This is a genomic window from Neobacillus niacini (assembly GCF_031456445.1).
Lineage (GTDB): Bacteria > Bacillota > Bacilli > Bacillales > Cytobacillaceae > Neobacillus > Neobacillus niacini_I.
In genome coordinates this window covers 1-26,789 of the sequence record NZ_JAVDUQ010000021.1, presented here as the reverse complement: position 1 = coordinate 26,789, position 26,789 = coordinate 1, and the positions used below count along the sequence as shown (strand labels likewise).

The following is a 26,789-nucleotide window of genomic DNA, read 5'->3' as shown; positions in this document are numbered from 1 at the left end:
TCAAATGGAAGAAGAAAAAAAACATGGGAAACTAAGTACCCTTTCCTTATATGCAATTCCACTACTATTAACCATTGTCCTGGTTGTTGTGGTTGTCAAATTCTTGGGCATACCTGTAGGAAAGACTTTACAGGAGTGGGGGAATAAAGTTCCGATTTTAAACCAAATCATTCCTGATCCTAAGCCGGCTTCCGTTTCTACTGCCCAATCTAGCGGACAAGGGCAAGATGTATGGAAACAAAAATATTTAAATAGCAGTTTAGCCTTAAAAGATCGGGATCAAACAATCGCAGATTTAAAAAAACAACTAAATTCCAATTTGAAAAAGGTATACGATTTACAAAAAAGCAATGATGATTTAAAACAACAGCTTAAAACGAAGCAAAGTCAACAGTTTTTAAATCAAAAAAAACAAGTTTCCAGTGTTTATGCAGATATTCCCCCATCAAAAGCGGGTGCAATGTTTGAAGCGATGTCATTAGAAGATGCTTCCTTAACCATGTCTATGCTCGATCCAACCTTGCAAAGCAGTATACTTGGCGGAATGAAGGATAGTAAAAAAGCCGCTCAAATTACCAATTTAGTAAACAATATCGGGACGTTAAATGAACCGACTCAAGCGGCTCTAATGAAACGTGTACATGCAATGGTAAAAAAATTAGAAACACCATTGGATACATTATCTGAAACAATTGCCGGAATGCCGACTGCGCAAGCTGCGGGAATTATTCAATCCATGATGCAATCGAACGCCCAGGTAGCAATGAATCTATTAAAAAATCTTAATACTAGTAATCGTTCACAAATCTTAGCAGAAATCGCAAATAAGGATGCAAAATTGGCAGCCCAAATCACGGCAAGCTTGAATAATTAGCCTGAACTCCAAGGAAGGAGAAAATCATGAAATACACCATGATCTTGTTTATAATGTTTTGTTCTTTAATAACGTTCCAATCCACAACATTCGCTGCAGAATCCAATTCTGCAGGCGATTCTTCCATTTATAACACTATCCATAATGGAAAGGAAAACCCGAAATCGCAAGCTGTAAAAACAGTGGATAGCGGGACACCTTCCTTATTTCCCCTTTTTGCCAAATTTATCGTCTCCTTTATCTTGGTTATTGGATTATTAGTTGTATTGCTGCGTTTTTTATCCAAAAGAGGCAACATGATGCAAACGACTGGGCCCATTCTCCCATTAGGGGGACAAGTACTTGGAAATAACCGCTCGTTACAAGTGGTCTTGATAGGACAAACCATTTATATTTTCGGAGTTGGCGATAGTATCACTTTACTCCGTACCATATCTCAAGGAGAAGAATTTCAACAAATTCTGAAAAGCTTTGAAAATCAAGTTGAGGTCCCTTCAACGAAAGATCTAATTGATGATTCCAAAAAAGTGTGGAACACCGTGTTTGGAAAACATCTGCAAAAAATCCGGCAGGAAAATGGGGAGGAGTAGGCTTATGTTACGAAAAATAGCCCTCCTCGTTCCGATTCTTTTACTTGGTGCGGTTTCAGCAGCGTATGCTGCAAGTCCAACGGAATCCATTCTTCCGGGAATTGATTTTGGATCCGGAAGCTCTGGCGATGTATCCAATACAGTGAAAATTATCTTATTGATTACCGTGCTGTCTATTGCGCCGGCGATTCTTGTTTTAATGACATGTTTTACACGAATTATTGTAGTTCTGGGGTTTGTTCGCAATGCTCTTGGCACTCAGCAAATCCCCCCCAATCAGGTACTAGTAGGACTCGCCTTATTTATGACGTTTTTTATCATGGGCCCGACCTTTTCGCAAATGAATCATCAAGCATTGCAGCCATTCATGGCAGGAAAAATGACGCAGCAGGAGGCATTCAATAAGGCCAGTATTCCTTTAAAGGAATTTATGTCCAAACAGACTCGGGAGAAGGATTTAGAGCTGTTTTTAGATTATGGGAATATGAAGATGCCGAAAAAGGTGGAGGATATCCCGCTTAGAGCGTTAGTTCCTGCTTATGCCATAAGCGAATTAAAATCCGCTTTCCAGATGGGATTTATGATTTTTATTCCTTTTCTTGTCATCGATATGATTGTCTCCAGTGTATTGATGTCGATGGGGATGATGATGCTTCCTCCAGTGATGATTTCATTGCCGTTTAAAATTCTACTGTTCATTTTGGTTGATGGTTGGCATTTAATTGTTAAATCATTGCTAATGAGTTTCCAATAAGGAGGTCCTATCTTTGAGTACGGAAATGATTTTACGGCTTGCTCAGGATTCTGTCTATACGATTTTGATTGTCATTGCACCGGTGGCCGGAGTGGCTTTAGTAGTCGGTTTATTGGTCAGTATTTTTCAAGCTACCACACAAATACAAGAACAAACGCTTGCTTTTGTGCCAAAAATTGTTGCAGTCTTTTTGTCCCTTTTAATTTTTGGTGCATGGATGTTACAGCATGTAGTGGAATTTGCCCAAAACTTGTTGGGGAATCTTTCACAATATATTGGGTAAGTGAATTCAATGGATGCGACTTTATGGTGGACCTTTTTACTTGTATTTGTTCGAATTACAACCTTTATGGTGACCGCTCCGGTATTTTCGGGCCGGCAGATACCAGCTTTATACAAAATTGGTTTTAGCGGAGTTCTTAGTATTCTATGCTTTGGGATGGTGAAGGACCCGATCCATTCCGTGGAACTAGGAACAATGATTCTATTAATCTTCAAAGAGTTTATGGTGGGGATTATCTTAGGGCTTGTGGCCAATATCTTGCTTTATTCAGTCCAACTAGCGGGTTCCTTAATCGATCTTGAAATTGGTTTTTCAATGGCAAGTCTTTTTGACCCAACCTTTGAAACCAATACACCATTAACAGGACGATTGCAAAATATTATTGCCATTTTAGTTTTACTTTCTACAAACGGCCATCATCTTTTGATTAAAGGGATTTTAACCAGTTTTGATTGGATTGGCCTGCAGGCAGCTGTTCCTGCCTGGATGGATGGCCGTCTGTCTACTTTTTTGCTGCAGTGTATCGTTCAAATGTTTATGATTGGCTTTATGATGGCTGTACCGATTATCGGGACGCTGTTTGTTGTCGATGTTGGTTTGGGCATCATTGCAAGAACCGTGCCGCAGATGAACTTTTTTGCCGTTGCACCGCCAATCAAAATTATGCTGCATTTTTTGATTTATATTTTTATATTGCCAAGTTTTTTTTATTTATTAAGAGTCCTTTTTGATACGATGTTTCAATCCATGGACACGATTCTGAAAATAATGGGGGGATAAACATGGCTGGGGAAAAGACGGAAAAAGCCACCCCGCAAAAACGTCAGGAAGCAAGGAAAAAAGGACAGGTTGCAAAGAGTGCAGAAGTTTCGCAAGCCCTGACATTATTGCTATCTTTCTCTTTCTTTTTAATTGGTGGGAAAAGCTTTATTGAAGGGTGCTTTAATCTCTACCGCCGCTGTTTCGAGGAATATATTCATTTGAATCTTTCCATTACCAGCACCCAGTCACTATTTAATCAGTTGTTGCTCGATACGGCCAAATTAGTAGCTCCGCTTCTAATTATTGTATTGGTAGCGGGAGTTTTGGCTAATTTTTTCCAAGTTGGATTTATGTTCAATATGTCATCAATCAAAATGGACTTTGGAAAAATAAATCCCCTTCAGGGAGCGAAAAGGATATTTTCATTAAGGTCCTTGGTGGAAATGATTAAATCAATCTTAAAAATCGTCATCACCTCTGCTATTGTCTCCATCATGATTTGGCAGGAGAAAGATGCACTGTTTACCATTGGGGATAAAAACCTTTTAGACGCATCTAAAATCATCGGTTCTCTAACACTTAAACTTGGAATCACCGTCAGTATTTGTTTGGCCGTCTTGGCCGCAGCGGATTACTTTTATCAAAAGTTTGAATATGAAAAAAAGCTCCGTATGTCAAAACAGGACATTAAAGACGAATACAAAAAGATGGAAGGGGATCCCGTTATTAAGGGAAAGAGAAGAGCGCGACAAAGACAATTATCTATGAATCGTATGATGCAAGAAGTGCCAAAGGCCGATGTGATTATTACGAATCCTACGCATTTTGCTGTAGCCATCTGTTATGATTTCACAGCTATGGACGCACCTGAGGTCATTGCGAAGGGACAGGATTATATCGCACTAAAAATCAAAGAAATTGCGAAACAGCATAAAATTATGACAGTCGAAAATAAACCTTTGGCTCGTGCGTTATTTGCCTCTGTTGATGTTGGTGAACAAATACCGGAGGAATTATTCAATGCTGTCGGAGAAATTTTAGCTTATGTGTACTATCAGGAAGGTCGTTATAAGGGGATGATGACATGAAAACAAAAGATTTTTCGGTACTAATTGTTGTCATCATGATTGTCGCAATGATGATTATTCCAATGCCAACTTTATTATTGGATTTTCTACTAATCTTCAATATTTGCTTGTCATTATTAATCTTGTTAGTGGCCATGAACAGCAAAGAGCCATTGGACTTTTCCATTTTTCCAACGGCATTATTAATCACAACCTTATTTCGTTTGGCGCTGAATGTGTCGACAACCCGTTCGATTCTTTCAAAGGCAGACGGAGGAAAGGTAATCGAGACATTTGGTTCGTTTGTAATCGGTGGAAATCCGGTTGTAGGTTTTGTTGTTTTCCTCATTCTCGTTGTTATTCAATTCATTGTCATCACAAAAGGTTCTGAAAGGGTAGCAGAAGTAGCAGCCCGCTTTACCTTGGATGCTATGCCAGGAAAACAAATGAGTATTGATGCCGATATGAATGCAGGCCTGATCAGTGAGCAGGATGCCCGCGCCCGCCGTAAGAAAATTGAACAAGAAGCGGATTTTTACGGCGCAATGGATGGTGCCAGTAAATTCGTTAAAGGGGATGCCATTGCCGGGATTGTTATTCTGTTAATCAATGTGATCGGCGGTTTTATTATTGGAATGGTTATTCATGGCATGGGCTTTGCTGAGTCTGCCAGCACCTTCACATTATTATCAGTGGGGGATGGATTGGTCAGCCAGGTCCCTGCCTTACTGATTTCAACTGCAACAGGGATAACGGTTACCCGAGCAGCCTCTGATGGAAATTTGGGCTCGGATATTATGCAGCAAATCTTTAACTATCCGAAACTTCTTTACATTGTGGCAGGAACGATCCTAGTTTTAGGAATCTTTACACCGATAGGGATTTTCTTAACTCTTCCGGTGGCTGGTGCATTATCAATTGGTGCTTATACCATGCAAAAAGCGGTCCAAAAGGAAGAATTACTTAATGAACAAATTGAAATGGAAGGGATGGAAAAAGATAACGGTAGTCCCGAAAAAGTTGTTAATCTGCTTCCGCTCGATACCCTTGAATTAGAGATTGGCTATGGGTTAATACCACTTGCAGATCAAAAACAAGGCGGAGATATCCTTGATCGAATCGTGATGATCCGGAGGCAATTTGCAATTGAACTAGGGTTGATCATTCCAACCATTCGTATCCGGGATAATTTGCAATTGCCGCCTAATCAATATGTTTTAAAATTCCGCGGCAATCGTATTGCCGAAGGGGAAGTATACCTGGATCATTTCCTTGCCATGACCCAAGGTGCAGAAGAATTGGGAATTGTAGGTATTCAGGTGGTTGAACCGGCGTTTGGTCTTCCTGCTATCTGGGTGAATATGGAAGAGAAACAAAAAGTCGAACTTTTAGGATATATGATTGTGGATCCGCCATCTGTGATAGCTACTCACTTAACGGAGGTATTAAAGAAATTTGCTTACCAGCTGCTTCGCAGGGAAGAAACAAAAGAATTAATTGATAATATGAAACAAACACATCCTAATTTAGTAGAGGAATTGGTTCCTAATTTACTATCGGTAGGAGAGGTTCAAAAGGTATTGCAGAATCTTCTTCGCGAACAAATATCCATTCGGGATTTAGCTGCGATATTCGAAACATTAGCTGACTATGCGATTTATACAAAGGAACCTAAAGTTTTAACGGAGTATGTACGTCAATCTCTGACACGTCAAATTACTGAGCAATATGCAGAAAATGGAGTTATTCATGTCTTAACGGCCGGGGCAACGCTTGAAAAAGGGATATCTGATTATATACAACAAACAGAGGCGGGGGTCCATTATCTTTCCATGGATCCGCAAATGTCCAGGAAAATTTCTGCTGAATTACAGGAGCAAATTGAACGGGTTGTCAATGCGGGCAGCCAGCCTATTTTCCTCACCTCTCCAAACATTCGGATGTATTTAAAACAATTTGTTGATAAAATCATGCCGAATGTGCCTGTTCTTTCCTATACAGAGCTAGAGCCTGATATTGAGATTCAAAGTATTGGAGTGGTAAACATATGAAAACGAAAAAAATAGTAGCAGAGTCCATGCCAGTTGCCCTAAAAATGGTCCGTCAGCAATTAGGGGAGGATGCCATTATTGTAAACACAAAGGTAGTAAAAACAGGCGGGCTTTTCGGCTTTTTTACGAAACAAAAATTTGAAGTGACGGCATACTCAGTAGAAAAGGACTCGAGTGCCCCGGAACCAAAATTTACATTACCGCAAATAGAAAAGACTATACAAACTGATCGGAACAAAATGGTTCAGGAAAATAAAACAGAAGATTTAGAAACCAATACCACCGTTTTTCATAAGCAGCCTCAGAAACTATATCAATATTATTCTAAGGAAATCGCTCCTAAAGAAAAGACAGTTTCTTCCACTAAAGATTTGAAAAATGAAGATATTTTATTGGAAGAAATGCAGCAAATGAGAAAAATGATGATGAACTATATCATTAGCGATAGCCAGAAAAGCTCGTTGCCTCGAGGTTTCGTAAAATGGAACAACCATTTAAAAAAACAGGGTGTCAGCGAAGAAGTGGTTGAATATATTCTCAATCGAATCCTATTGAAATTTGAGTCAAAAAATAGTTTGAACGATCAAGCCATTGAGAATGAAATAAGTTCCATTATTGTCGAGATTATTGAAAAGCGGATTCCAGAGTCCATTGCAGTCCAAGACAAGACTAGGATGATTAATTTAATTGGACCGACTGGTGTTGGAAAAACCACAACAATTGCCAAACTTGCAACAGAGCAAGTATTAAAACAAAAGCGGAAAGTGGCGATGATTACGACCGATGTATACCGGATTGCTGCTGTGGAGCAGCTCAAAACATATGCTGTTATTTTAGGTGTACCGGTTGAAGTGGTCCGCTCAATAGATGAATTAGAAAAGGCATTAAAAAAACTAGAAAGCTATGACCTTATTTATATGGATACAACGGGTCGTAATTACAAGGATGCTGAATATCGCACGTCGATTATGGAATATATGAATCTTCCAATCGAAAGTGATCAATATTTGGTTTTAAGCTTGACCACTAAATATGAAGATTTGCAATTATTGTTAGATGAGTTCTCCGAAAGCCCGGTCAATCGCTTGATTTTGACAAAGTTTGATGAAACAACCAGCTATGGTTCGATTCTTAATATCGCCTATAAATATCCATACCAATTGACGTATATTACGAATGGACAAAGTGTTCCGGAAGATATTGTGGCAATCGATGCACCGCTGCTAGCAAGAAAATTGTTAGGTAGGGAATAAAGATGGATCAAGCTCAAAGTCTTCGCGAATATATGCAAAGATACAATAATCAACAGGAAAAAAAACAATCTTCTCGCGTGATTACCATTACGAGTGGAAAGGGCGGAGTTGGCAAATCAAATTTTACGCTTAATTTTGCATTAGGCTTAATAGCGATCGGTAAAAAAGTGGTCATTTTAGATTTAGATTTATCTACTGCTAATATTAATATTCTTATGGGCATCGCTCCGCGGTATAGACTGCTAGATGTTCTCCAACAAAGGAAACAGATATTGGACGTGATTGAAAAGGGAATGGGTGGTGTCGAATATATTTACGGTGGTTTGGAGCTAGATGATCTTATGGAGCTTGAACATAGGACGCTTAGTTTTTTTGTGAACCAGCTTCAAGAACTTCAAACCTACGCTGATTTTATTTTACTTGACACCGGTGCCGGTATTTCAAAGGAGCTTGTCGATTTTATTTTAGCTTCAGATGAAACGATATTAGTTACCACACCTGAGCCAACGTCTATGGCCGATTCATATGCAGTTTTGAAAACAATCGTGCAATATACTGACCAATTTCCGAAGTTTCGTTTAGTAATTAATCGTGCCCAATCCTATCGAGAGGCAGTAGAAACTTCAAAAAGATTGCAGAATACATGCTGGAATTTTTTGAAGCTGGAATTAAAAACACTAGGCTATCTGTTGGAGGATCAACATGTAAGGAAGTCTGTTAAAGCACAAACGCCCTTTTTTATAACGTATCCAAATTGTACAGCATCAAAAAATATGAAGCAGATTGTATATTCTTATTTGCCAGAAATAAATGAGGCTTCATCGGTTTCATCGAAAGGGATTCGAGGTTTTTTTGAAAAAGTTCTGTCTCTAGGGAAATCGTCATAAAGGATGGGGTTATATGGCAGCAAATTGGATAGTAAATGTAATCTTTGGTGTTGCGGCGTTCCTACTTACTTTTGTTTTTTCAATTGGGAATAACACTTGGCAAACATCAATATTCAGATCCGGAATCGGTTTTCTTCTTTTCTTTGTTTTTGGTTATATTTTACGGTCTATATTGTATCAAATTTCAGTAATGAAAACTTTAAAGCGGTTGGAGGACCCATCTATTGAAGAGGAGTGGGAAACAGAAGACTATTTAAATCGTATCGGAGAAAAGCAAGCGAATGAGTCTTCGTTTCAGGCAGTTCCTCTCCACTCTTTACATAATGGGGAGGGGGCAAAAGACCCGGAAACCATTGCACAAATAATGCAATCATGGACAGAGAGTAACAAGGAGGGATAACGCTTGAGACCAGCTATCAAAAACAACATTCCGCATTATATTTTATGGAGAACGTATCAAGAAGGGAATGATTCGAACTCACAGGAAAATTTGGTAAAACAATATATGTATTTGGTAGAGCAAATGGCTAATCGTATGTCCCAAAGCATCCCTCAATATATGATTCCTAAAGAAGATTTAATCGGATTGGGTTATATTGGTTTGATTGAGGCCATCAAAAAATTCGACTATAGTAAAGGGTATCAATTCGAGACTTATGGTCTTTGGCGGATTAAGGGGGCAATGCTTGACGGCATTCGTCAAATGGATTGGGTGCCCAGAGGAGTAAGGGAAAAAGCGAAAAAACTAAATCAGGCTCTTCGCCACCTTGAACAAACATTGATGAAATCTCCAAGCGAGGAGGAAATAAGTCAATATTTGGATATGCCGATGGGAGAAGTAGATCAGGCAATGGCTGTATTATCCTTGTCAACCTTGCTTTCTCTTAATGAACCAATGAATGCATATGAAGATGACGGAAAACAACAGAGCCGTTTGGATCAACTGTGTGATGAAAAAAGCATCTCCCAAGAACGACAAATGCAAATGGGAGAATTTAAAAAATTAATGGCTGAATGTATTGATATGATGCCGGAAAAAGAGCGGCTTGTCATCACATTATTGTATTACGAGGGTCTTACTCAAATAGAAATTGCGGAAATTTTGAATTTAACAAAAGGGAGAATTTCTCAAATTCATTCCCGCGCCATCCTTCGTTTACGGCAAAGTTTTGAATCAAAAGGTTTTTCTTTGGACGCCTTTCTATAACCCTTACATAGTTGAATACATTAGGTTGTCTCTCCGGTGGGGAGGCTTTTTTCATAAAAAATATCCTGAATCAAGAGTATCCAAAAAAACAATACAGAAGTATAATTACTTTTGGTACTATGTAAAAATGTATTTAGAGGTGTTTAAATGATTCACATTTTGCTTGTCGATGATCATCCTTTGATGGGGGAAGGTACTAAGTTAATTCTTGAAAAAGAAGAGGATATAAAGGTCCAGTTTGAGTCTTCTAGTTTACAGGCTTTAGAAAAGGTAAAAACCCAATCATTTGATGTCATGCTTTTCGATTCTCAAATGCCTGAATTGGACGGATTTGAATTAACGAAAAGAGTGTTAGCCATTGAACCTGACGCCACTATTTTAATTTATACAGATAATGAAATCTTTCCGTATATGAATCTTTTAATAGAGGCAGGTGCAATTGGCTTTATTTCCAAAACTTCTACGAAGGACCATTTAATTAGGACAATACGATGTGCCATCAATCGGGAGGTCATTATTCCGTTTACTTTGTTGAAAGAGATTTACCGTGGATTTGAATCATCACTTTTGCGTAAACCTTCTAAGGAAGGGATTTCTTTTAATGAAAAGGAAAATAAAATTTTAACAGAACTCGTTAAAGGAAAAACAAACAAGGAGATTGCCCAGACCATGTTCATTGGGCAAAGGACATTGGAATATAATTTAACAAACCTGTTTCAAAAGCTTGGAGTACATAGTAGAATTGAAGCAATTGTAAAAGTAAAAGATTTGGGTTTAATTGACTTGTAAAGTCAGGTTTATTCTAGTAATTATGAAAAGGGTGCCCAAGACACCCTCATCCATTTTATCGATAGGTTTTACTGTAGAGAGTAAATTTATCGATTTTCTCCATACTTGGCACATATCCCATCCCCGGCCCGTCAGGAACGGTAATTGTTCCGTTTTCGGCTATGACCTCCGGTTCAATAATATCCTCTGCCCAATAAAGTGCGGAACCCGCTGTGTCACCTGGAAGCGTAAAGTTTGGCAAAGAAGTCAGAGCGATGTTATGGGCTCTGCCGATGCCTGACTCAAGCATTCCGCCGCACCATACCGGAACATGATGTTCCATACAGTAATCGTGGATTTTCTTTGCTTCGGTCAGCCCGCCGACACGGCCCACCTTGATATTGATAATTTTACAACTCCCAAGCTTTAACGCCTTCTGGGTATCTGCAAATGAATGAATGCTTTCATCAAGGCAAATCGGTGTTTTTAATTTGGCCTGCAGTTCAGCATGATCAATAATATCGTTATAGGCTAAGGGCTGTTCAATCATCATAAGGTTATAGCCATCAAGGGCAGTTAAAAGGTCCATATCTTCTAAGGTATAAGCGGAATTTGCATCCGCCATTAACGGGATATCCGGATATACTTTCCGAACCTTATCAATCAATTCAACATCCCAGCCTGGCTTAATTTTTAATTTAAAACGTTTATAGCCTTCTGAGCGGCGCTTTTCAATAATCTTGAGCGTATCGTCGATGGAATCTTTAATGCCAATACTGACACCGACATCGATTGTTTTTTTCGTTCCGCCAAGAGCACTGGCAAGAGAAATATTTTGTTCTCGGGCATATAAATCCCATGCAGCCATTTCTAAGCATGCCTTTGCCATGTAATTCCCGCGAATATGAGCAAATAGTTTTTCTGAGAGTTCATTGGGATGGCTGAATTCGCGGTTTAGTAACAGCTGCATTAAAAAATCCTCCAGCATATGCCAGTTTGTTTTTACGGTTTCCTCGTTATAGTAGGGGGTAGGCATGGCAACATTTTCAGCCCATCCGGTCAGCCCATCCTCGTTTTTCACTTCAACCAGAATAAAATCCCGGTCCTTTTCTGCCCCGAAGCTGGTAACAAACGGATAAAGTAAATCCATTTTCATATGTCTTAAAGTAATTTCTATGATTTTCATCGCTTTTTCATTCTCCTTTCCTGCATCATTCTTAGTATGTAAAAAAGACTAACGCCTTGCGGGAACAAGGCGTTAGGGGAAAATTTATTCTCTACTGAAATCTGCCTCTTTAAGTGGAACCATTTTTGTTCTTTTTACTAATTTATAGCCTAAGTAGCCAACAATAAATAATGGCAGTCCAATGTACGAAACAAGTATACCATACCAATCAATCTTATCACCAATAAATGCCCCGTAATTCGTTCCAAGTGTAGCCACTAAACAGAGGATGGTTGCTAGAATTGGTCCTAATGGGAACCATTTTGCCACATATGGAAGGTCCTTCATACTTCTTCCTTGTGCTTTATATGCTTTTCTAAAGCGCATGTGGGTAATCGAAATACCTAACCAAGAAAGGTAACCAGCTAAACCTGCTGCATTTAAGAGCCAATTATAAACGGTACCGTCTCCGAAAAGGGAAGTTAAAAAACAAAGCATTCCAACAAGTGTAGTAGCATAAAGCGCGTTAACTGGTACGCCGCCTTTATTAACTTTTTTCAAAAATGCCGGTGCTTTTCCTTCTTCAGCCAATGTCCAAAGGACACGAGAACCAACGTATAAACATGAATTTCCAGCAGATAATACAGAGGTAAGGATGACGGCATTCATTGCAGCAGCAGCAAACGCTAAACCTGCATGCTTAAATACAAGAGTGAAAGGACTCACAGCAATGTTTTCTAGGTCGCCGCCTATTAGATTAGGATCCTTATAGCTAATTAAACAACCGATAACGAAAATCGCTAAAACGTAGAACAAAAGAATGCGCCAGAAGATTTGTTTAATGGCTCTTGGCATATCTTTTTCTGGATTTTCACTTTCTCCGGCAGCGACCCCAACCATTTCTGTTCCTTGGAAGGCAAAACCTACGACCATAAATACACTGAAGATGGATATGAGCCCGCCGTGGAATGGTGCATCGCCTTTAGTAAGGTTTTCGAAACCACCGGTAGAACCTTTCATAATTCCAAAAATCATTAATAAACCAATAATAATGAAGAGAACAATTGTAACAACCTTGATAATGGAGAACCAGAATTCTGATTCACCGTAGCCTTTAACAGATAAAACGTTTAAGCCAAAAATAAGAACAAGGAAGCTCGCACTCCAAACAATGCCCGGCACATCAGGAAGCCAGTATTTCATGACTAACGAGGATGCAGATAATTCAAGCGCAAGAATAATTGCGTTGTTATACCAATAGTTCCAACCAACGGCGAAACCTAATGCAGGGTCAACAAATCTAGCTGTATACGTACTAAAAGAACCGGATATAGGGATAAATGCGGCCATTTCAGCAAGGCTGGCCATAAGGAAGTACACCATGATACCTGCAATCAGATAGGCAGCAATTGCTCCACCTGGGCCGGCATCATGAATGGTTGCGCCGCTTGCTAAAAACAAGCCGGTACCAATCGTTCCACCCATGGCAATCATCGTTAAATGTCTTGTTTTCAGTTTTCTTTCCAAATGTTCATGTTGAACAGCTTGTCCCATTTGTTCTGATGTTTGAAATTTCTTTGCCGTATTTGACATAAAACACCTCTTTTATTTTATTAAATTTTTGACCGGAACCGCTGGGAGTGCGTCCGGGTAAAAATTTTTTCACGTTCGATAGAAAATCTACTTTTAGATGTTAAACGATTCGCTGTAGTTGTTTTTTTGGAAGGCATTTTTTTGGAATCGCTTTCAATTTACAGCCACCTCCTTTAAGGCTTATTCATTAAAAACATGAAAGCTTGAATAGAGCATTTCTAGTTTTTGCTGATGGGTATGGATACGTTTTTGATCTTTTTGTTTGATTCCTTCGATAATCAGATTAAGTAAACTAATGACAGATGCGATTGAATTCACTCCAGATTCAGCATTCTCTTCCGTCGTTACGACAATATCTGAAATTTGCCCAATCGGTGAGAGGAGACGGTCAGTAATCGCTATCATTTTGATACCGTGGTTTGCTGCAAGTTCGGCTATTTTAATCGTTTCATTTGAATAGCGCGGGAATGAAAAAACGACAACTACCGAATTTTTTGTAAGATTACAAAATTGCTCAACCAAATTTCCGTTAGGGGAACATAAGTGCACGTTTTCCCTTAATGTACTAAGCATATAAGAGAACCAGTAGGCTGCCGCGTGGGAGAGAGAATACCCGGTAATTAATATTTGGTCCGCCTTAATGAGAGCATCTACTGCATTCCAAATTTCATTTGTGTTGGTAGGGTTCAGCATATGTCTTAAAATATGGACTTCACTTTCAATGACTTTTTTTAAAGGATCATTGAATTCTTCTTGCTGATTGCTTTCTAGAAGTTCAGTTTGATGCTTCTGAAGCAGTTGATTTTGTATGGTCGTCTGCATGCTGCTAAACCCTTCAAAACCTAACGCAAAGGAAAGTCTTATGACAGTTGTTTCGCTAACACCGGCCTTCTTTCCAATTTGAAAGGCTGTTTTGTATGTAGACTCATCAAGATTTTCTATTAGATAATTGGCCACTTTTTTTTGGCCAGTTGATAGTATGGGGAATTTTTCTCTCACCAAAAGCTTAAACGGAAGCTGTTTCATTCCATCACCCTTTCTACTTTAGTGGATTAGAGAATTAGTAAGGTAGTAAATTAGTGAATTAAATCCTTCATTTTTGATTTTTGATGCATGAAATCCTTTAATACTATTAAATTATCATATTTTTGTTCATAATAGAAGAATTATTTTTAGTTTTCGGACTTTTTTAATAAAGGCTCTTTTCGTAAACTTTGTTGCTTTTGGAGCTTAATAAGGTTCATTTACTAAGTTTGTAGGCAATTTTCGCAAATATTCATACGAAAAGATGCCACGAAGCATATAGTTATACGGGTTGATGAACTTATACGAAAAACAACAATCTATGCGAAAATAGCCTTAATAAAAAATGAATTTGTGTTATTTTTAATAGTGATTTGGATAATGAAGAGGGGGATAAGAATGAATCGATGCGGCTGGGTAAATCAGGATCCATTATATATCGAATACCATGACCATGAATGGGGGATCCCAGTCTATGATGATCGCCTGCTTTTTGAATATTTGAACCTTGAAGGAGCTCAAGCAGGGTTAAGCTGGTATACGATTTTAAAAAAGCGAAAATCTTACCGGAAGGCATTTGACAACTTCGAGGCTGAGAAAATTGTTCACTATGATGAGCGAAAAATGGAAGAGCTTTTACAAAATGAAGGGATTGTCAGAAATAAACTTAAGATAAATGCCGTGATTTCGAACGCGAAAGCGTTTATAAAAGTGGTGGAGGAATTTGGCTTGTTCAGTGCCTATATCTGGTCATTTGTCGATGGAAAACCGATTCAAAATCACTTCAAGGATTTATCAGAAGTCCCTGCCACAACCGAAATTAGTGAAAGATTAAGTAAAGATCTAAAAAAGCGCGGCTTTAAATTTGTCGGCCCAACGATTTGTTACGCCTTTATGCAAGCCGTGGGAATGGTCAATGATCATGTGATGACATGTGATTGTTATAAGAAGGAATGAATAAAACACAAAAGGGAACAGGTATATTTTAAACCGGCTCCCTTTTCCTATTCATTCGTTTGCGAATACATGAAGTTTGCTATTGATTTCTGCAAGCAATCTTTTACTTTCCCGGTAATTTTGCTCCCGCTTATGTTCAACTTTAATTCTCACTGAATGTTTTTGGCTATAAACTTGATAGCCAACTCCATGGGCTTTGTGCATGGCTTTTTCCATTTCACTCGTGTAATTCAATTCTAATGGATTGATAAAAAATCCCCTCCGTTAGGTTTTTTATTGAACAAATTCATCTTACCATCTATGTATTTGTATTCACAAAGTGGATATAGCAGTGTATGCCATGGTATGGAGCGCCTTTTCTGATTGTCAGGAGGTTAACTCGGTAATGCTTAAAATAATGGCAGATTTCTTCCAATATGAGCATGTTTTAGCAATAAAATCATCTGAAGTTCCAAATAATAGAATTTGAATGGTTTGTCTTTTAACACAGCAAAAACAAGAATAAGCCCATCACTTCAATGGGAAGTAATGGGCTTATTAAAAAGAATGACTATTTAACTCATTGATTTATCCAGCAGGAAATCTCCTTTTGGTAAGGTAATAATCTTTCCACCAATTTGCACATGAATGGTATCATTAAAGATAGCTTTCACGATTCCTTTTAAGGAAATGGTTGAATTAATATCAATTTTTTTCGGTTCAGAATTGGCTGCCAAATTATTCACACCTTCCAAGGTAGTATGGTGATATTATATAGGATGAAAACCAGAAAACACTAGGCAGAAGCATCGGAAATTTATGATTTTTCTCATCATATGGAAATCATTCCGACAGGTGCCTATACATTCCAATCCTAAAGTAATTTTATTAAATAATTCGTTAGAAATTTAAAAAATCCTTTTCTTCAAAAAAATTTTTAAAAAATTATGTTCATGTCATATCCACTCTCATTTAGTCAAGGGGTGCCAACTAAGAATCAGATACAACATGAACTATGGTTCAAGTATTACATGAATGAAAATAACTGTCAATGGAAATGTGAACCTCGGTTCACTTTTTTGGAATTTATGTTATGATAGGAATTGAGGTGTTAAAATGTCAGACCGTGAAGACCAATTGGTTGGTGATTTTCCATTTATCCCAAAACAGGAGCGGGCCCAGCAAAAAAGGAATGCTTTACTGGAAAGTGGGCATGCATTGTTTATTTCGAAGGGATACGAACAAACAACCGCAAAGGAAATCGCTGCCAATGCGGGGGTCGCCACTGGGACTTTTTATCGGTATTTTTTGGATAAACGCCAATTATTAATGTCACTCCTAGAGGATAAAATTGAAAAGCTTTTGCCGCCTGAACCAAGCTGGGAGAACGGCAATCCGGAAGCCCGGTTGGCTGAACTCCTAGAATCTTATGGTATTCGGTTGAATCATCTTGGGTTGCACCGAGTATTACCAGAATTGCTGTTAAAGGATCCCGGGCTTTCAGAGGTTATCGCTGCTGCGAAGGTGAAAATTCATAATCGAATCTATACCGGGCTGCAAAAGGCAAGTGAGCTGGGGCTTACATGGAAGGATTTAGATTTAAATACCCTCACATGGTCCATTATGCTGCTGGCTGAGAATGCAACTGCGAAAGTAGAGCACTCAGGAAATCCTGCTGAATATCGTGAAATTGCCAAAATCATCTGCCGTTTGGTTTTTCCGCCAGACATATTGAAGAGATTACAAACGAACGACAAGAATGAAACTATCTAAAGTTTGGAGAGAGAGGGAGTTTTCGGTTGGAAATTGAACAATTCCTAAATATAAAAGAGATTAAAGATTTAAAGGTTGAATTAACCAGGTTTATGATGGCCTATAAATTTGCCTTAGATGAAATGAATACTAAAATAAATATTCTTCAGGATGAATTTAATTTTATTCATGATTATAACCCAATTGAACATGTTAAATCGCGTTTAAAATCACCTGAAAGCATTATGAAAAAGATGTATCGTAAAGGCTTAGATTTTACGTTTGCCAGCATCAAGGAAAATATTAAGGATATTGCAGGAATAAGGATTACTTGTTCCTTCCTCCCCGATATTTATGAAATTAGTAAGATGATCGCTGGTCAAAAAGACGTTAGGATTGTGGAATATAAGGATTACATTCAAAACCCTAAACCAAATGGGTATCAAAGTCTGCATCTAATTTTGGAAATCCCAATTTTTATGTCTGACCGGGAGGAACATGTATATATTGAAGTACAAATTCGGACGATTGCGATGGATTTCTGGGCAAGTCTAGAGCATAAAATTTATTATAAATACAATGAAGAGGTTCCTGAAAGGATGATTGTTGAGTTAAAGGAAGCCGCGACAATGGCTGCTCATTTGGATCAGAAAATGGAACGGCTCCATAAAGAAATAGCGGTCATCAAAGAGGAGAACAAAAGGAAAGAAGAGACGAGCATCCTTAACCTTGTTAATGGCCAATTTTCCCTTCCAATGCTAGAGACATTTATGGAAAAAATCGGGGACCGAAAGTAAATCATCTGTTACGCTATTACGATACCAGGGTATGATATAATAAGGAAAAGGAGGGCGTGCGGATGTCTGTTAACCACAATAATCATGAAGAAGAAATAATGCATGACGCCTGCTGCAATTCAGATGGCAGTCACCGAAAAAGCCATCATTCGGATAAAGTGAAAAACAATCTCGTAACACGTCTCAATCGGATTGAAGGACAGATTCGTGGAATTAAAGGCTTGATTGAAAAAGATACGTATTGCGATGATGTGATCACACAAATTTCCGCAACCCAATCTGCCTTAAATAGTGTAGCAAAAATTTTACTAGAGGGACATTTGAAAAGCTGTGTACTGGAAAGGATTCAAGAAGGAGATATGGAAGTTCTTGATGAGGTTCTCGTAACGATTCAAAAGTTAATGAAAAAATAATGGAGGTTTTCTTAATGGCAAATATTACCTTAAATGTTAAAGGCATGTCTTGCGGCCATTGTGTGAATGCTGTAGAAGGCAGCGTTAGTGAGCTGCAAGGTGTTAAAAAGGTAAAAGTTCATCTAGATAAAGGCACAGTTGATGTTGAATTCGATCAAAATGTCGTTAATCTTGGCAAAATTAAAGAAACCATCGATGATCAAGGATATGATGTCATTTAAAAATAATACTAGCAAATGAAAACACTTCTGTTATAATGAGTATGGAAATAAACTTCATACAGTGAAATGTAGGGGAGCCGGTGTTGCTGGTTGAGAGTTCGTTCTAAAACGATAACCCTTGGAACCTGATCTGGTTAGGACCGGCGGAGGGAACATATTCTTAAACAAATAAATTGTTTGCCAATATGCACTCGGGTGCTTTAACCTGGGTGCTTTATTTGTTTTCAGAGAAAATTTGTTCTATGATGCATATAGCAGCTAGATGGGCGTTTTCGATTTTGTTTATTTCTTGATAGAAATTTTACATATGGGGGCTTTAAAAAATGAAGAAGTGGCTTGTTCTACTATTAACCGTTTTCCTAATTGCCGGCTGCAGCAGCAAAAAAGAAACAGATACGGCTAAGGAAAATACGAAAAAGCTGAAAAAGATTACTGTCGTTCTTGACTGGACGCCAAATACGAACCATACAGGGCTTTATGTGGCAAAAGCAAAGGGATATTTTAAAGATCAAGGCTTAGATGTTGATATTATTCAACCGGGAGAAACAGGTGCCGATCAGCTTGTCGCATCAGGAAAAGCAGATTTTGGCGTAGGCTACCAAGAAGGCATTACACAGGCACGCGTCCAAGGAGTTCCGCTAGTTTCGATTGCAGCCATCATTCAACATAATACATCCGGTTTTGCGTCACCTGTTGCCAAAAATATTAAGACACCAAAAGATTTTGAAGGGAAGACTTATGGCGGCTGGGGTTCTCCTGTTGAAAAGTCCGTCATCACTTCTTTAATGGATAAAGAACATGCAGATGCAAATAAAGTGAAAATTATTAATATGGGAGATACTGACTTTTTCACTGCGGTGAAAAGAGATGTTGATTTTGCTTGGATTTATTATGGCTGGACAGGTGTCGAAGCAGAACTTCGCCATCAAAAAATCAACATGATTTATTTAACCGATTATTCCAAAAAGCTTGACTATTACACACCAGTTCTAGAAACAAACGAAAAGATGATTGCTAATAATCCTGATACCGTTAAGGCATTTTTAAAGGCAGCATCACAAGGCTATCAGTTTGCAATTAAAAATCCTGATCAAGCAGCAGACATGCTCATCAAAGCGGCACCGGATTTAGATCCAAAACTTGTCAAAGCAAGTCAGAAATGGTTATCTCCTAAGTACCAGGATGATGCCGCACAGTGGGGATTACAGAAAAAGATAGTTTGGGAAAACTATGCTACATGGATGTATGACCACAAACTTCTTGATAAAAAACTAGATGCGGATAAAGCATTTACGAATGAATTTTTACCTAAATAATGGAGGGGTTTCAGATGGGCAATGCCTTAGTCAGCATTCAAATCTTGCCAAAAACAAAAGATGGAGAAGACGTCATTCCATATGTGGATGAAGCGATTCGCGTCATTGAGGAGTCGGGAGTAAAATATGAAGTCCACCCATTGGAGACGACAATGGAGGGAGAACTGGAGCAACTTTTTAGTATTATTACGAAAATGAATGAGCGCATGATGGAGATTGGCAGCAAAAACGTAATTTCTCAAATCAAGGTATTGTATCAGCCATCAGGAATCACGATGGATCAATTAACGGAGAAGTATCGCTAATATGAAAAAACTGCTTTTAAAAGGGTGGAGACCAGTTTTGGTTCTCCTCCTTTTGTTCGTGATATGGGAAATTGTTGTGAAAACCGCAAAGATTGAGGAATGGTTGCTGCCGGCACCAACAAAGATTTTTTCTGAAGCCTTCCGCGGCTGGAGTGAATTTTACCCGGATTTATTCTCGACAACTAAAATTGCTTTATTCGGTTTTGTAATCGGTGCGGTTATTGGTCTTGTGGTAGCGGTGGTTCTTTATTTAATACCGGTTTTAAGAGATTCATTCTACCCGCTGCTCATTCTTTCCCAAAATGTCCCGACCATTGTGCTTGCCCCGCTTTTAGTGATTTGGTTCGGATTTGGGCTGCTGCCGAAAATGATTGTGATTACACTTGTTTGCTTTTTTCCCATTACCGTTGCGGCTTTGGACGGGTTTAGACAGACGCCTGCAGAACTAAGGCATTACATGATGATGGCGGGTGCGTCGAAAACGCAGGTTTTTTGGAAACTGGAGTTTCCCTTTGGCCTGCCATCGATTTTTTCCGGTTTGAAAATTTCGGCAACCTATAGTGTGATGGGGGCTGTCATATCTGAATGGCTGGGGGCTAAACAAGGAATTGGTGTCTATATGACGATGGCTTCCTCATCGTTTCGCACCGATCGTGTGTTTGTTGCGATTTTTGCGATCATGCTATTAAGTCTATTATTTTTTCTACTAATTGTGCTGGTGGAACGCCGTGTTGTGCGCTGGCAGGTGAAAGGGGATGAAGGAAAATGAGCCATCTTATGCTAAAAGATGTTTCGAAAAGCTTTGGTGAAAATGAAGTGATGACAGGGATGGATTTTTCCATCAAAAAAGATGAGTTTGTTTCCATCATTGGTCCTTCCGGCAGCGGAAAAAGTACGATTTTTAATTTAATTGGCGGGATGCTGGCACCGGATCATGGTCAAATCCTGCTGGAAAATAAGGTTATTAACGGAAAACGCGGTTTGATTAGTTATATGCCGCAGACTCCATCGCTGCTTCCGTGGAGGACCATCCTCGATAATGTCGTACTTGGGCAGGAGCTTCAAGGAAAGAAAGAGATTGATAAGGCGAAGGATATGCTTGAGATTGCCGGTCTTGCCGATTATGAAAAAGCTTATCCGCATGAGCTTTCTGGTGGGATGAAACAGCGTGCTGCTTTTATCCGTGCATTATTAAGTCCGCAAGCAGTGATTTGCTTGGATGAACCTTTTTCAGCACTGGATGAACTGACACGTTTTGAGATGCAAAAATGGCTGTTGTCTGTTTGGGAGTCCCACAAACGCACGGTTCTGTTTATTACCCATAATATTGAGGAAGCCTTGTATCTTTCCGACCGGATTCTTGTGTTATCGCAAAAGCCTTCGAAGGTGATCAGTGAAATGGAAGTGCCTTTTGCCAGACCTCGGGACGCGAGCATCCTGCTGGAAGAGCCATTTTTGCAGTGGAAACGGAAGGTTCATTTTACGTTAACGGGGCAGGGGGAATTGCGATGAAAATGATCGATGCCCATATTCATTTGGATCACTATAAAGACGAAGAAATTAAAGTTATCATGGGTGAGTCTGGTTTGATCGATGCTTTTGTTTCCGTTTCGTTTGATCTTGATTCTTGTAAAAGAAATCTTCAATTGGCTGGAGAGTTTGATAAGGTTAGACCTGCCTTCGGATTTCATCCTGAACAGCCGCTTCCAGGTGTCGAGGAGCGGAAAAGGCTTTTTCAGTGGATGGACGAGCATCGAACGGAAATGATTGCAGTTGGGGAGGTTGGACTTCCTTATTATAGGAGACTTGATGGAAAAATTTCGCCTCAAGACTATCAGCAGTATATCGAATTATTAGAGGATTTTATACAAAGGGCGAAAGAATGGGAGAAACCGATTGTTCTTCATGCAGTCTATGATGATGCTCCGATTGTTTGTGATCTGTTAGAAAAGTATTCATTGAAAAAAGCTCATTTTCATTGGTTTAAAGGCGACAAAAAGACAATTGCCAGGATGATCGAAAACGGCTATTATATCTCGGTGACGCCGGATGTTGTTTATGAAGCAGAAATCCAGCAATTAGTTTCCGTCTATCCGTTGGAACAAATGATGATTGAAACCGATGGGCCATGGCCATTTGAAGGACCATTCACAGGGAAGCTGACCCATCCGAACATGATGGAAGAATCGATTCGTGTGATTGCAGGAATGAAAGGATTTTCCGTTGGTGAGGTTTCAGAAAAATTACGGGAAAATACGGTTTCGTTTTATCAAATTTAAAGCGTCTCACCCTAAAAGGTGAGACGCTTTTTCATTTATAAGCCTTTTGTCCAAGTAGTGTTTGGAGGTCGACGATTTCGAAGCCTCTTTGAGTTAGTTCTTCAATGATGTGTGGCAAGGCTTTAGCTGTTTGTATTTTATCATCGTCCGAATGCATGAGAATAATGTCGCCATTTCGAATATTTTTCAAGACATTGTTTTCAATATTGCTGCTTTCCATTTGTGACCAATCAAGTGTATCAATTGACCATAGAACAAGTTTATACCCGTTTTGGGTTGCAGTGGTGATAACGGTATTATTGACAGCACCATAAGGCGGACGTAAAAGGGCCGGTCTCTTCCCAATTACCTCATCTATCGCAGTTTCGGTTTGTGCTAAATCGGCTTTAATATCAGCAGCAGAACGTTTGCTTAAATCATGATGATAATAACTATGGCTTAGCACAAGATTTCCATTGGTGTAGGCTTTTTTGACGACCTCAGGATACTTTTTCACTTTCTCCCCAATAAAAAAGAAATTCCCCTTCACATGGTAGTTTGCCAGTGTTTCAATGATGCGGGGTGTATTCAGGTTATCAGGACCATCATCAAATGTTAGCGCAACTCTTTTTCGATTAGGGCCATTAAGGAATACGGAATTTTGATGGGTTTTTGCAATGGGAATCATTTCATTTCGCCATTCCTGCATATTTTGCCAGGCAGTCTCTGATAAGTTTTTCGATACTCCTTTTATCGGAAGGATGTAAGGAGCGGTGGTTATTCCTGTATCATTTGGACTTAAAACAGAAATATGATCAACCTTTCCGGTTTTATTCGGAATGATAAAGCGAAGCTCGAATTGTTGTGTGATTTTATAGCCATAGATTTGGTCGGTTTGGTTTGTTTTGTGATAATCAGGTTCCCCTACTGTTTTAACGATTTCCGCGTACGTTAACTGATGAAGCTGCTCATCGTAAGAACGGATATCTACCAATATATTTTTTACATTATACCCAAATACGCTGTGTTTTGCAGGGTAATTGGCATAATAAATTCCTCCGACACGATCGGTATTTGCAGCAGGCCCCCATTGTTTTTTAACATCGTTTATTGAATTCGTGTGTACGGCAAAATGACTTGATGGTATTTTACCTTCTTTGGCAAGTGTAATGATTTTTTCTAATAACGAGGACTGCGGTTCTTTATGATCCGGTGGGGCTACTTGGTGTTCTTCGATTTTTTTACCAGTGTGTTCTTTAACAGGTTTTGAATCATCATTTGAAAAAAGACTGCAGGCGGTAAGGGAAATCAGGCATAAGATATAAAAAAGAACTTTAGTCATATGAGCCTCCTTTGATGAGGAATCTTATATATCTATTTTACTTTTAAACAATGTCATAAAAAAGACAATTTTTCTAAAAAAGTTAGAAGGAATAATGAGTTTCAAAATTGAATAAAATATTATAAATATTCTGAATTATAGAGGTGGTGCATATAAGGTTCAGCAGAGTTCTTTTAAGGATCATTTCATTTCTTATTGTTATGCTTAGTCTTTTTGTTTATGCCGGGTTCAATGGAACACCGTGGGAGAAGCATCATCAAAGAAAGAATATGGACACCTATTTGACCCAAAAATATCATACTGCATTTATTATGAAAAATATTGATTATAATTTTTTAAGTAAAACGTATCAGGCCTATTCCTATCCAAAGGGACATCCTGAACTGGTCTTTACAGTGGAAGAGGATATAGATGCTGCTTCTGGCTATTCAGATTCGTTCCCGAAAGTTTTTTGGGAAAGTGAATTATCAAACAATCTGAAGAAAACCATTAAAGGACTATTTCCCCGTTTAGACAAAACAACTTTTACCGCTGAGCGAATTGTTGATCGAGGAGAATCTATAGGTCCCAATATTCCGACCTATCAAGAAATGCATTCATCCCAGCTTGGCTGCTCGATTACCATTTTTATGAAAGCCAAATGGGAAAAAGTGAAACAAGCTGCTGAGCTCGAAAAAATGAAAAGGCTAAGCTACTATTTAAAATCGGTTCATTTTCCTGTTCTTATACAAGTCACCTATTATGAAAAAAAACGGAATGAAAAGGATAAAGTATTTTTTATAACAGAGGATGGCAGAATTGTAGATAAATAAATGGAGGAAGGCATACTGCTTTTTTAGTGGTGTGCTTTTTTGTTGCCGGGATTGCGGATTTTAAGAAAAGTCCGGAATGGACAAAATGAAGGGTAGGACTGGATTTATAATAGGGGAGAGCAAAAATGGCAAGTTTTCGCAGTGTTATTTTTAAAAAGATCATGAACCGTGCGATTCTTAGAACGGTCGGAACAAGCATTGAAGAAAAGCGCCGCACCATGGACCGGGCTTCCTTAATGTGGACAAGGGTTCCGAGGAATTGTAAGGTGAAAAAAGTGTATATAGAGGGAACAAAAGCGGAATGGCTTTCAAATAAGCTTGTAGCTGAGGATAAGGTACTGCTTTATTTTCACGGCGGTGCTTATACCTATGGCTCAGCGGATTCCCATCGGGCATTAGCCGGGAAAATTGGAAAGGCAGCAGGGGTGAGGGTGTTGCTCCCTGAATACCGGTTGGCACCCGAAAATCCATACCCAGCAGCGATTGAGGATGCGGTGAAGATCTATAAATGGTTGTTAGAGCAGGGGTTTGAATCTGGGAATGTTTTCGTTGCAGGGGATTCTGCCGGTGGGGGATTAAGTCTTGCATTAGCTCTTGTTTTAAGGGAAGAGGGGATCAGTTGCCCGGCTTCGATCATTTGTCTGTCTCCTTGGGTCGATTTGACGAGCAGCGGGGGCAGTTATACGAAAAAGGTACAAGAAGATCCTCTGTTTACACCGAATGGCATTAAAAAAGCAGCACGGGTTTATGCAGGAGATGAACCCCTAACAAGCCCGTTTATTTCCCCTGTATATGCGGACTTAACTGGTCTTCCACCCTTGTTTATTCAAGTGGGCAGTGAGGAATTATTACTAAGCGATGCAGAAATGCTCGCGGCACAAGCAAAAAGGTATGGAGTTCCGGTGCGTTTTAAAGTTTGGCAAGGCATGTGGCATGTCTGGCAGCTAACCGGAGACCTCCTTCCCGAGGCTAAACAAGCCATCGCCGAAATAGGAGACTTTGTGAAAAGGCAGTGACACAGTGATGTCTTGTTTATTTTGTCAGCATTGCATTCGGAATGGTTAAGCGGTATTGATTTTTTTTCAAGGGAAAGAGGGTAGAGAGCCGTCCACGTTCTAATCTTCAATGTTATTCCCAGAACATGATATAATTTAATTACTTAATGCAGAAGAAGGAAGTGGAACGATGGTTATCCAACGCCCGCAAATGGAACAATCAGAATTAACTCATTATATTCCTCCGAAAGGGGAATTTGAAACTTTCCGCGATGATGAGCATTTTAGGGAAAAGCTTCGGGAGTGGGGGTTATCTGCTTCAAAGGAAGAGTTTTGGTACAAGGAGCGTAACTATCAGCGGCTTGTATCCATTAAAGGTTATGAGATTCATGGTCGTGAAAATGATTTGAATACCCTTGTTATAGAATTTCAGGATGGCAATTTAAGCTGTATCCATCCCGCATATTTAAAGGAAATGCAGCAAGGGAGTTTTGGAAAAGAGAGTATGTTTACGGTTGAAGAAAAAGAAGGAGAAAGAGCTGTTTCCCAAGATACGCAAACGGAAAATTCCACTTTGGAAGAGATTCTGGTAACTGAATCTGAAGATAAAGCTGAACCGGCTGCTGAGGCTCCTATAGCTCCAGAGCCGAAAAAAGCGAAAGAACCAAAGAAACCGAAAAAAGAGAAGGCAAAGAAGCTTGATCTACCAGCAGATAAGGTTCATTTCACTGCAACCGTTAAACAGTTTGCCATGACCTACAATGGATTCACCGAAGAAAATGATGAAGTGGTCATTTTAGAGAATGTAACGATTGTTCAGGAGTCACCTCTTGTGCTTGATTTTGCTTGGTGCAGCCATAGCAAGACCCTCAAAAAATTTGAGCTGGCAGCAGGGGACAAGCTCGAATTTTACGGAAAGGTTGCACACAAAAAATTGCCAAAAGGAAAAGACGTTGAGGAAGAATTCATCGTGGATGTAGCCGTGCTATATAAAATTAATAACCCCTCGAAAATTGTAAAACAGTAATAGTAATGAAAGAGAAAAGAGACTTTTAAAAAGGTCTCAGATTGTCGAGAAAGGGTATTTTCTCGGCAATTTTTTATTATGTCTGAATCTAAACTACCGCTTTTTCATTAAATATTTGTACCTGCTAACTGGCCTGTTGCTTTCCGCTCCGGGTGCTTCGCTTTCCGCGGGCATGCCGGGGGGCCTCCTGATATGAACGAAACTGTCAATGCTCCCACTCTGCACCAAGTTTTGATTTATTTCTGACCAACTTTAAGAAGAGAAGCTATTTTTCGCTTCTTCGCTTGCATGTTTAAATATTTAGCCGAACTGGCTAGAGTAGCTCCTTCTTTAGCTTA

Annotated in this window: 31 protein-coding genes and 1 riboswitch; of the genes, 25 read left to right on the top strand and 6 right to left on the bottom strand. The window is 39.1% G+C overall.

All coding sequences use genetic code 11. The features are described 5' to 3' along the window. Positions 1-4 precede the first annotated feature (4 nt). The 12 genes from J2Y67_RS16755 (at position 5) to J2Y67_RS16700 (ending at position 10,517) form a co-directional block, all read left to right on the top strand. Positions 5-874, top strand: coding sequence for a MotE family protein (locus tag J2Y67_RS16755; RefSeq protein ID WP_310175969.1), 870 nt, complete (start codon positions 5-7; stop codon positions 872-874). 26 nt (positions 875-900) lie between these two features. Beyond that, on the top strand, positions 901-1,464 hold the full coding sequence (locus J2Y67_RS16750) for a flagellar biosynthetic protein FliO (RefSeq protein ID WP_310175968.1): 564 nt from the start codon (positions 901-903) through the stop codon (positions 1,462-1,464). A 4-nt stretch (positions 1,465-1,468) separates the two neighbouring features. Continuing rightward, the gene (fliP, locus tag J2Y67_RS16745) at positions 1,469-2,218 is read left to right on the top strand and encodes a flagellar type III secretion system pore protein FliP (protein WP_310175967.1); all 750 of its coding nucleotides are present in this window, start codon (positions 1,469-1,471) and stop codon (positions 2,216-2,218) included. A 13-nt stretch (positions 2,219-2,231) separates the two neighbouring features. Then, positions 2,232-2,501, top strand: a complete 270-nt coding sequence (gene fliQ, locus J2Y67_RS16740; protein WP_310175966.1) for a flagellar biosynthesis protein FliQ — start codon at positions 2,232-2,234, stop codon at positions 2,499-2,501. A gap of 9 nt (positions 2,502-2,510) precedes the next feature. After that, positions 2,511-3,281 (top strand): flagellar biosynthetic protein FliR, encoded by a 771-nt coding sequence (gene fliR / locus J2Y67_RS16735; protein ID WP_310176043.1) that lies wholly within the window; start codon positions 2,511-2,513, stop codon positions 3,279-3,281. 2 nt (positions 3,282-3,283) lie between these two features. After that, positions 3,284-4,351: a flagellar biosynthesis protein FlhB gene (flhB, locus tag J2Y67_RS16730; protein WP_310175965.1), complete on the top strand. Its 1,068-nt coding sequence runs from the start codon at positions 3,284-3,286 to the stop codon at positions 4,349-4,351. Next, positions 4,348-6,381 (top strand): flagellar biosynthesis protein FlhA, encoded by a 2,034-nt coding sequence (gene flhA / locus J2Y67_RS16725; protein ID WP_310175964.1) that lies wholly within the window; start codon positions 4,348-4,350, stop codon positions 6,379-6,381. Before flhB ends, flhA begins: the two co-directional genes overlap by 4 nt. Further along, on the top strand, positions 6,378-7,634 hold the full coding sequence (gene flhF / locus J2Y67_RS16720) for a flagellar biosynthesis protein FlhF (protein WP_310175963.1): 1,257 nt from the start codon (positions 6,378-6,380) through the stop codon (positions 7,632-7,634). Before flhA ends, flhF begins: the two co-directional genes overlap by 4 nt. A gap of 2 nt (positions 7,635-7,636) precedes the next feature. Next, positions 7,637-8,521 (top strand): MinD/ParA family protein, encoded by an 885-nt coding sequence (locus J2Y67_RS16715; protein WP_310175962.1) that lies wholly within the window; start codon positions 7,637-7,639, stop codon positions 8,519-8,521. Positions 8,522-8,534: 13 nt separating this feature from the next. After that, entirely contained in the window at positions 8,535-8,921 is a 387-nt protein-coding gene (locus J2Y67_RS16710; RefSeq protein WP_310175961.1) for a hypothetical protein, read from the top strand. A 3-nt stretch (positions 8,922-8,924) separates the two neighbouring features. Continuing rightward, on the top strand, positions 8,925-9,728 hold the full coding sequence (locus J2Y67_RS16705; protein WP_310175960.1) for a sigma-70 family RNA polymerase sigma factor: 804 nt from the start codon (positions 8,925-8,927) through the stop codon (positions 9,726-9,728). Between the two features lie 147 nt (positions 9,729-9,875). Further along, on the top strand, positions 9,876-10,517 hold the full coding sequence (locus J2Y67_RS16700) for a response regulator transcription factor (RefSeq protein ID WP_310175959.1): 642 nt from the start codon (positions 9,876-9,878) through the stop codon (positions 10,515-10,517). Between the two features lie 55 nt (positions 10,518-10,572). Here the strand turns inward: J2Y67_RS16700 and menC are convergent, their stop codons facing one another. The 3 genes from menC to J2Y67_RS16685 all read right to left on the bottom strand — a co-directional run bounded on the left by menC (position 10,573) and on the right by J2Y67_RS16685 (position 14,280). After that, entirely contained in the window at positions 10,573-11,682 is a 1,110-nt protein-coding gene (menC, locus tag J2Y67_RS16695; RefSeq protein ID WP_310175958.1) for an o-succinylbenzoate synthase, read from the bottom strand. Positions 11,683-11,766: 84 nt separating this feature from the next. Next, positions 11,767-13,254 (bottom strand): amino acid permease, encoded by a 1,488-nt coding sequence (locus J2Y67_RS16690; RefSeq protein ID WP_396954094.1) that lies wholly within the window; start codon positions 13,252-13,254, stop codon positions 11,767-11,769. A 180-nt stretch (positions 13,255-13,434) separates the two neighbouring features. After that, positions 13,435-14,280 (bottom strand): MurR/RpiR family transcriptional regulator, encoded by an 846-nt coding sequence (locus tag J2Y67_RS16685; RefSeq protein ID WP_310175957.1) that lies wholly within the window; start codon positions 14,278-14,280, stop codon positions 13,435-13,437. A gap of 396 nt (positions 14,281-14,676) precedes the next feature. On the opposite strand from J2Y67_RS16685, the gene J2Y67_RS16680 reads away from it, so the two are divergent. Next, positions 14,677-15,234 carry a DNA-3-methyladenine glycosylase I gene (locus J2Y67_RS16680; protein WP_310175956.1) on the top strand — a complete coding sequence of 186 codons (558 nt, stop codon included), beginning with the start codon at positions 14,677-14,679 and terminating at the stop codon, positions 15,232-15,234. A 51-nt stretch (positions 15,235-15,285) separates the two neighbouring features. On the opposite strand, the gene J2Y67_RS16675 is transcribed toward J2Y67_RS16680, so the two are convergent. Continuing rightward, positions 15,286-15,468 (bottom strand): hypothetical protein, encoded by a 183-nt coding sequence (locus J2Y67_RS16675; protein WP_310175955.1) that lies wholly within the window; start codon positions 15,466-15,468, stop codon positions 15,286-15,288. A 320-nt stretch (positions 15,469-15,788) separates the two neighbouring features. Continuing rightward, positions 15,789-15,950, bottom strand: coding sequence for a hypothetical protein (locus J2Y67_RS16670; protein ID WP_310175954.1), 162 nt, complete (start codon positions 15,948-15,950; stop codon positions 15,789-15,791). A gap of 379 nt (positions 15,951-16,329) precedes the next feature. Between J2Y67_RS16670 and J2Y67_RS16665 the strand changes: the two genes are divergently transcribed. From J2Y67_RS16665 to J2Y67_RS16625, 9 genes are all read left to right on the top strand, one after another. Continuing rightward, positions 16,330-16,986 carry a TetR/AcrR family transcriptional regulator gene (locus tag J2Y67_RS16665; protein ID WP_310175953.1) on the top strand — a complete coding sequence of 219 codons (657 nt, stop codon included), beginning with the start codon at positions 16,330-16,332 and terminating at the stop codon, positions 16,984-16,986. Positions 16,987-17,078: 92 nt separating this feature from the next. Next, entirely contained in the window at positions 17,079-17,762 is a 684-nt protein-coding gene (locus tag J2Y67_RS16660; protein ID WP_396954095.1) for a GTP pyrophosphokinase family protein, read from the top strand. A 98-nt stretch (positions 17,763-17,860) separates the two neighbouring features. Further along, the gene (locus J2Y67_RS16655; RefSeq protein WP_310176041.1) at positions 17,861-18,175 is read left to right on the top strand and encodes a metal-sensitive transcriptional regulator; all 315 of its coding nucleotides are present in this window, start codon (positions 17,861-17,863) and stop codon (positions 18,173-18,175) included. Between the two features lie 14 nt (positions 18,176-18,189). Beyond that, on the top strand, positions 18,190-18,396 hold the full coding sequence (gene copZ, locus J2Y67_RS16650; protein WP_310175951.1) for a copper chaperone CopZ: 207 nt from the start codon (positions 18,190-18,192) through the stop codon (positions 18,394-18,396). Positions 18,397-18,456: 60 nt separating this feature from the next. Then, positions 18,457-18,565: riboswitch (TPP riboswitch) on the top strand. A gap of 154 nt (positions 18,566-18,719) precedes the next feature. Then, positions 18,720-19,712, top strand: a complete 993-nt coding sequence (locus tag J2Y67_RS16645; RefSeq protein ID WP_310175950.1) for an ABC transporter substrate-binding protein — start codon at positions 18,720-18,722, stop codon at positions 19,710-19,712. A 14-nt stretch (positions 19,713-19,726) separates the two neighbouring features. After that, a complete protein-coding gene (locus J2Y67_RS16640; RefSeq protein ID WP_310175949.1) occupies positions 19,727-20,017 on the top strand; it encodes a thiamine-binding protein in 291 nt (96 codons plus the stop codon). 1 nt (position 20,018) lies between these two features. Then, positions 20,019-20,786, top strand: a complete 768-nt coding sequence (locus J2Y67_RS16635; RefSeq protein ID WP_310175948.1) for an ABC transporter permease — start codon at positions 20,019-20,021, stop codon at positions 20,784-20,786. Next, positions 20,783-21,529 carry an ABC transporter ATP-binding protein gene (locus J2Y67_RS16630; protein WP_310175947.1) on the top strand — a complete coding sequence of 249 codons (747 nt, stop codon included), beginning with the start codon at positions 20,783-20,785 and terminating at the stop codon, positions 21,527-21,529. The genes J2Y67_RS16635 and J2Y67_RS16630 overlap by 4 nt, the downstream gene beginning before the upstream one ends. After that, complete coding sequence (locus J2Y67_RS16625) at positions 21,526-22,296, top strand: TatD family hydrolase (RefSeq protein ID WP_310175946.1); 771 nt, start codon at positions 21,526-21,528, stop codon at positions 22,294-22,296. Before J2Y67_RS16630 ends, J2Y67_RS16625 begins: the two co-directional genes overlap by 4 nt. A gap of 31 nt (positions 22,297-22,327) precedes the next feature. Here J2Y67_RS16625 and J2Y67_RS16620 read toward each other — a convergent pair whose 3' ends face one another. Beyond that, positions 22,328-23,617 carry a polysaccharide deacetylase family protein gene (locus J2Y67_RS16620; RefSeq protein WP_310175945.1) on the bottom strand — a complete coding sequence of 430 codons (1,290 nt, stop codon included), beginning with the start codon at positions 23,615-23,617 and terminating at the stop codon, positions 22,328-22,330. 143 nt (positions 23,618-23,760) lie between these two features. Between J2Y67_RS16620 and J2Y67_RS16615 the strand changes: the two genes are divergently transcribed. The 3 genes from J2Y67_RS16615 (at position 23,761) to J2Y67_RS16605 (ending at position 26,451) form a co-directional block, all read left to right on the top strand. Next, entirely contained in the window at positions 23,761-24,429 is a 669-nt protein-coding gene (locus J2Y67_RS16615) for a YfjL-like protein (RefSeq protein WP_463675865.1), read from the top strand. Positions 24,430-24,554: 125 nt separating this feature from the next. Then, complete coding sequence (locus J2Y67_RS16610; protein ID WP_310175943.1) at positions 24,555-25,445, top strand: alpha/beta hydrolase; 891 nt, start codon at positions 24,555-24,557, stop codon at positions 25,443-25,445. A gap of 169 nt (positions 25,446-25,614) precedes the next feature. Further along, on the top strand, positions 25,615-26,451 hold the full coding sequence (locus J2Y67_RS16605; RefSeq protein WP_310175942.1) for a hypothetical protein: 837 nt from the start codon (positions 25,615-25,617) through the stop codon (positions 26,449-26,451). Positions 26,452-26,789 lie beyond the last annotated feature (338 nt).

Excerpts from the sequence above, each read along its gene's own strand:
- J2Y67_RS16655 (WP_310176041.1), top strand. The coding sequence starts at position 17,861 with ATGCATGACGCCTGCTGCAATTCAGATGGCAGTCACCGAAAAAGCCAT.
- flhF (WP_310175963.1), top strand. The coding sequence starts at position 6,378 with ATGAAAACGAAAAAAATAGTAGCAGAGTCCATGCCAGTTGCCCTAAAA.
- J2Y67_RS16605 (WP_310175942.1), top strand. The coding sequence starts at position 25,615 with ATGGTTATCCAACGCCCGCAAATGGAACAATCAGAATTAACTCATTAT.
- J2Y67_RS16680 (WP_310175956.1), top strand. The coding sequence starts at position 14,677 with ATGAATCGATGCGGCTGGGTAAATCAGGATCCATTATATATCGAATAC.
- fliP (WP_310175967.1), top strand. The coding sequence starts at position 1,469 with ATGTTACGAAAAATAGCCCTCCTCGTTCCGATTCTTTTACTTGGTGCG.
- J2Y67_RS16690 (WP_396954094.1), bottom strand. The coding sequence starts at position 13,254 with ATGTCAAATACGGCAAAGAAATTTCAAACATCAGAACAAATGGGACAA.
- J2Y67_RS16635 (WP_310175948.1), top strand. The coding sequence starts at position 20,019 with ATGAAAAAACTGCTTTTAAAAGGGTGGAGACCAGTTTTGGTTCTCCTC.
- J2Y67_RS16645 (WP_310175950.1), top strand. The coding sequence starts at position 18,720 with ATGAAGAAGTGGCTTGTTCTACTATTAACCGTTTTCCTAATTGCCGGC.
- J2Y67_RS16700 (WP_310175959.1), top strand. The coding sequence starts at position 9,876 with ATGATTCACATTTTGCTTGTCGATGATCATCCTTTGATGGGGGAAGGT.
- flhB (WP_310175965.1), top strand. The coding sequence starts at position 3,284 with ATGGCTGGGGAAAAGACGGAAAAAGCCACCCCGCAAAAACGTCAGGAA.
- J2Y67_RS16660 (WP_396954095.1), top strand. The coding sequence starts at position 17,079 with ATGATGGCCTATAAATTTGCCTTAGATGAAATGAATACTAAAATAAAT.
- menC (WP_310175958.1), bottom strand. The coding sequence starts at position 11,682 with ATGAAAATCATAGAAATTACTTTAAGACATATGAAAATGGATTTACTT.
- J2Y67_RS16755 (WP_310175969.1), top strand. The coding sequence starts at position 5 with ATGGAAGAAGAAAAAAAACATGGGAAACTAAGTACCCTTTCCTTATAT.
- J2Y67_RS16715 (WP_310175962.1), top strand. The coding sequence starts at position 7,637 with ATGGATCAAGCTCAAAGTCTTCGCGAATATATGCAAAGATACAATAAT.
- flhA (WP_310175964.1), top strand. The coding sequence starts at position 4,348 with ATGAAAACAAAAGATTTTTCGGTACTAATTGTTGTCATCATGATTGTC.
- J2Y67_RS16630 (WP_310175947.1), top strand. The coding sequence starts at position 20,783 with ATGAGCCATCTTATGCTAAAAGATGTTTCGAAAAGCTTTGGTGAAAAT.
- J2Y67_RS16620 (WP_310175945.1), bottom strand. The coding sequence starts at position 23,617 with ATGACTAAAGTTCTTTTTTATATCTTATGCCTGATTTCCCTTACCGCC.
- J2Y67_RS16685 (WP_310175957.1), bottom strand. The coding sequence starts at position 14,280 with ATGAAACAGCTTCCGTTTAAGCTTTTGGTGAGAGAAAAATTCCCCATA.
- J2Y67_RS16710 (WP_310175961.1), top strand. The coding sequence starts at position 8,535 with ATGGCAGCAAATTGGATAGTAAATGTAATCTTTGGTGTTGCGGCGTTC.
- J2Y67_RS16640 (WP_310175949.1), top strand. The coding sequence starts at position 19,727 with ATGGGCAATGCCTTAGTCAGCATTCAAATCTTGCCAAAAACAAAAGAT.
- J2Y67_RS16625 (WP_310175946.1), top strand. The coding sequence starts at position 21,526 with ATGAAAATGATCGATGCCCATATTCATTTGGATCACTATAAAGACGAA.
- J2Y67_RS16750 (WP_310175968.1), top strand. The coding sequence starts at position 901 with ATGAAATACACCATGATCTTGTTTATAATGTTTTGTTCTTTAATAACG.
- fliR (WP_310176043.1), top strand. The coding sequence starts at position 2,511 with ATGGATGCGACTTTATGGTGGACCTTTTTACTTGTATTTGTTCGAATT.
- copZ (WP_310175951.1), top strand. The coding sequence starts at position 18,190 with ATGGCAAATATTACCTTAAATGTTAAAGGCATGTCTTGCGGCCATTGT.
- J2Y67_RS16665 (WP_310175953.1), top strand. The coding sequence starts at position 16,330 with ATGTCAGACCGTGAAGACCAATTGGTTGGTGATTTTCCATTTATCCCA.
- J2Y67_RS16610 (WP_310175943.1), top strand. The coding sequence starts at position 24,555 with ATGGCAAGTTTTCGCAGTGTTATTTTTAAAAAGATCATGAACCGTGCG.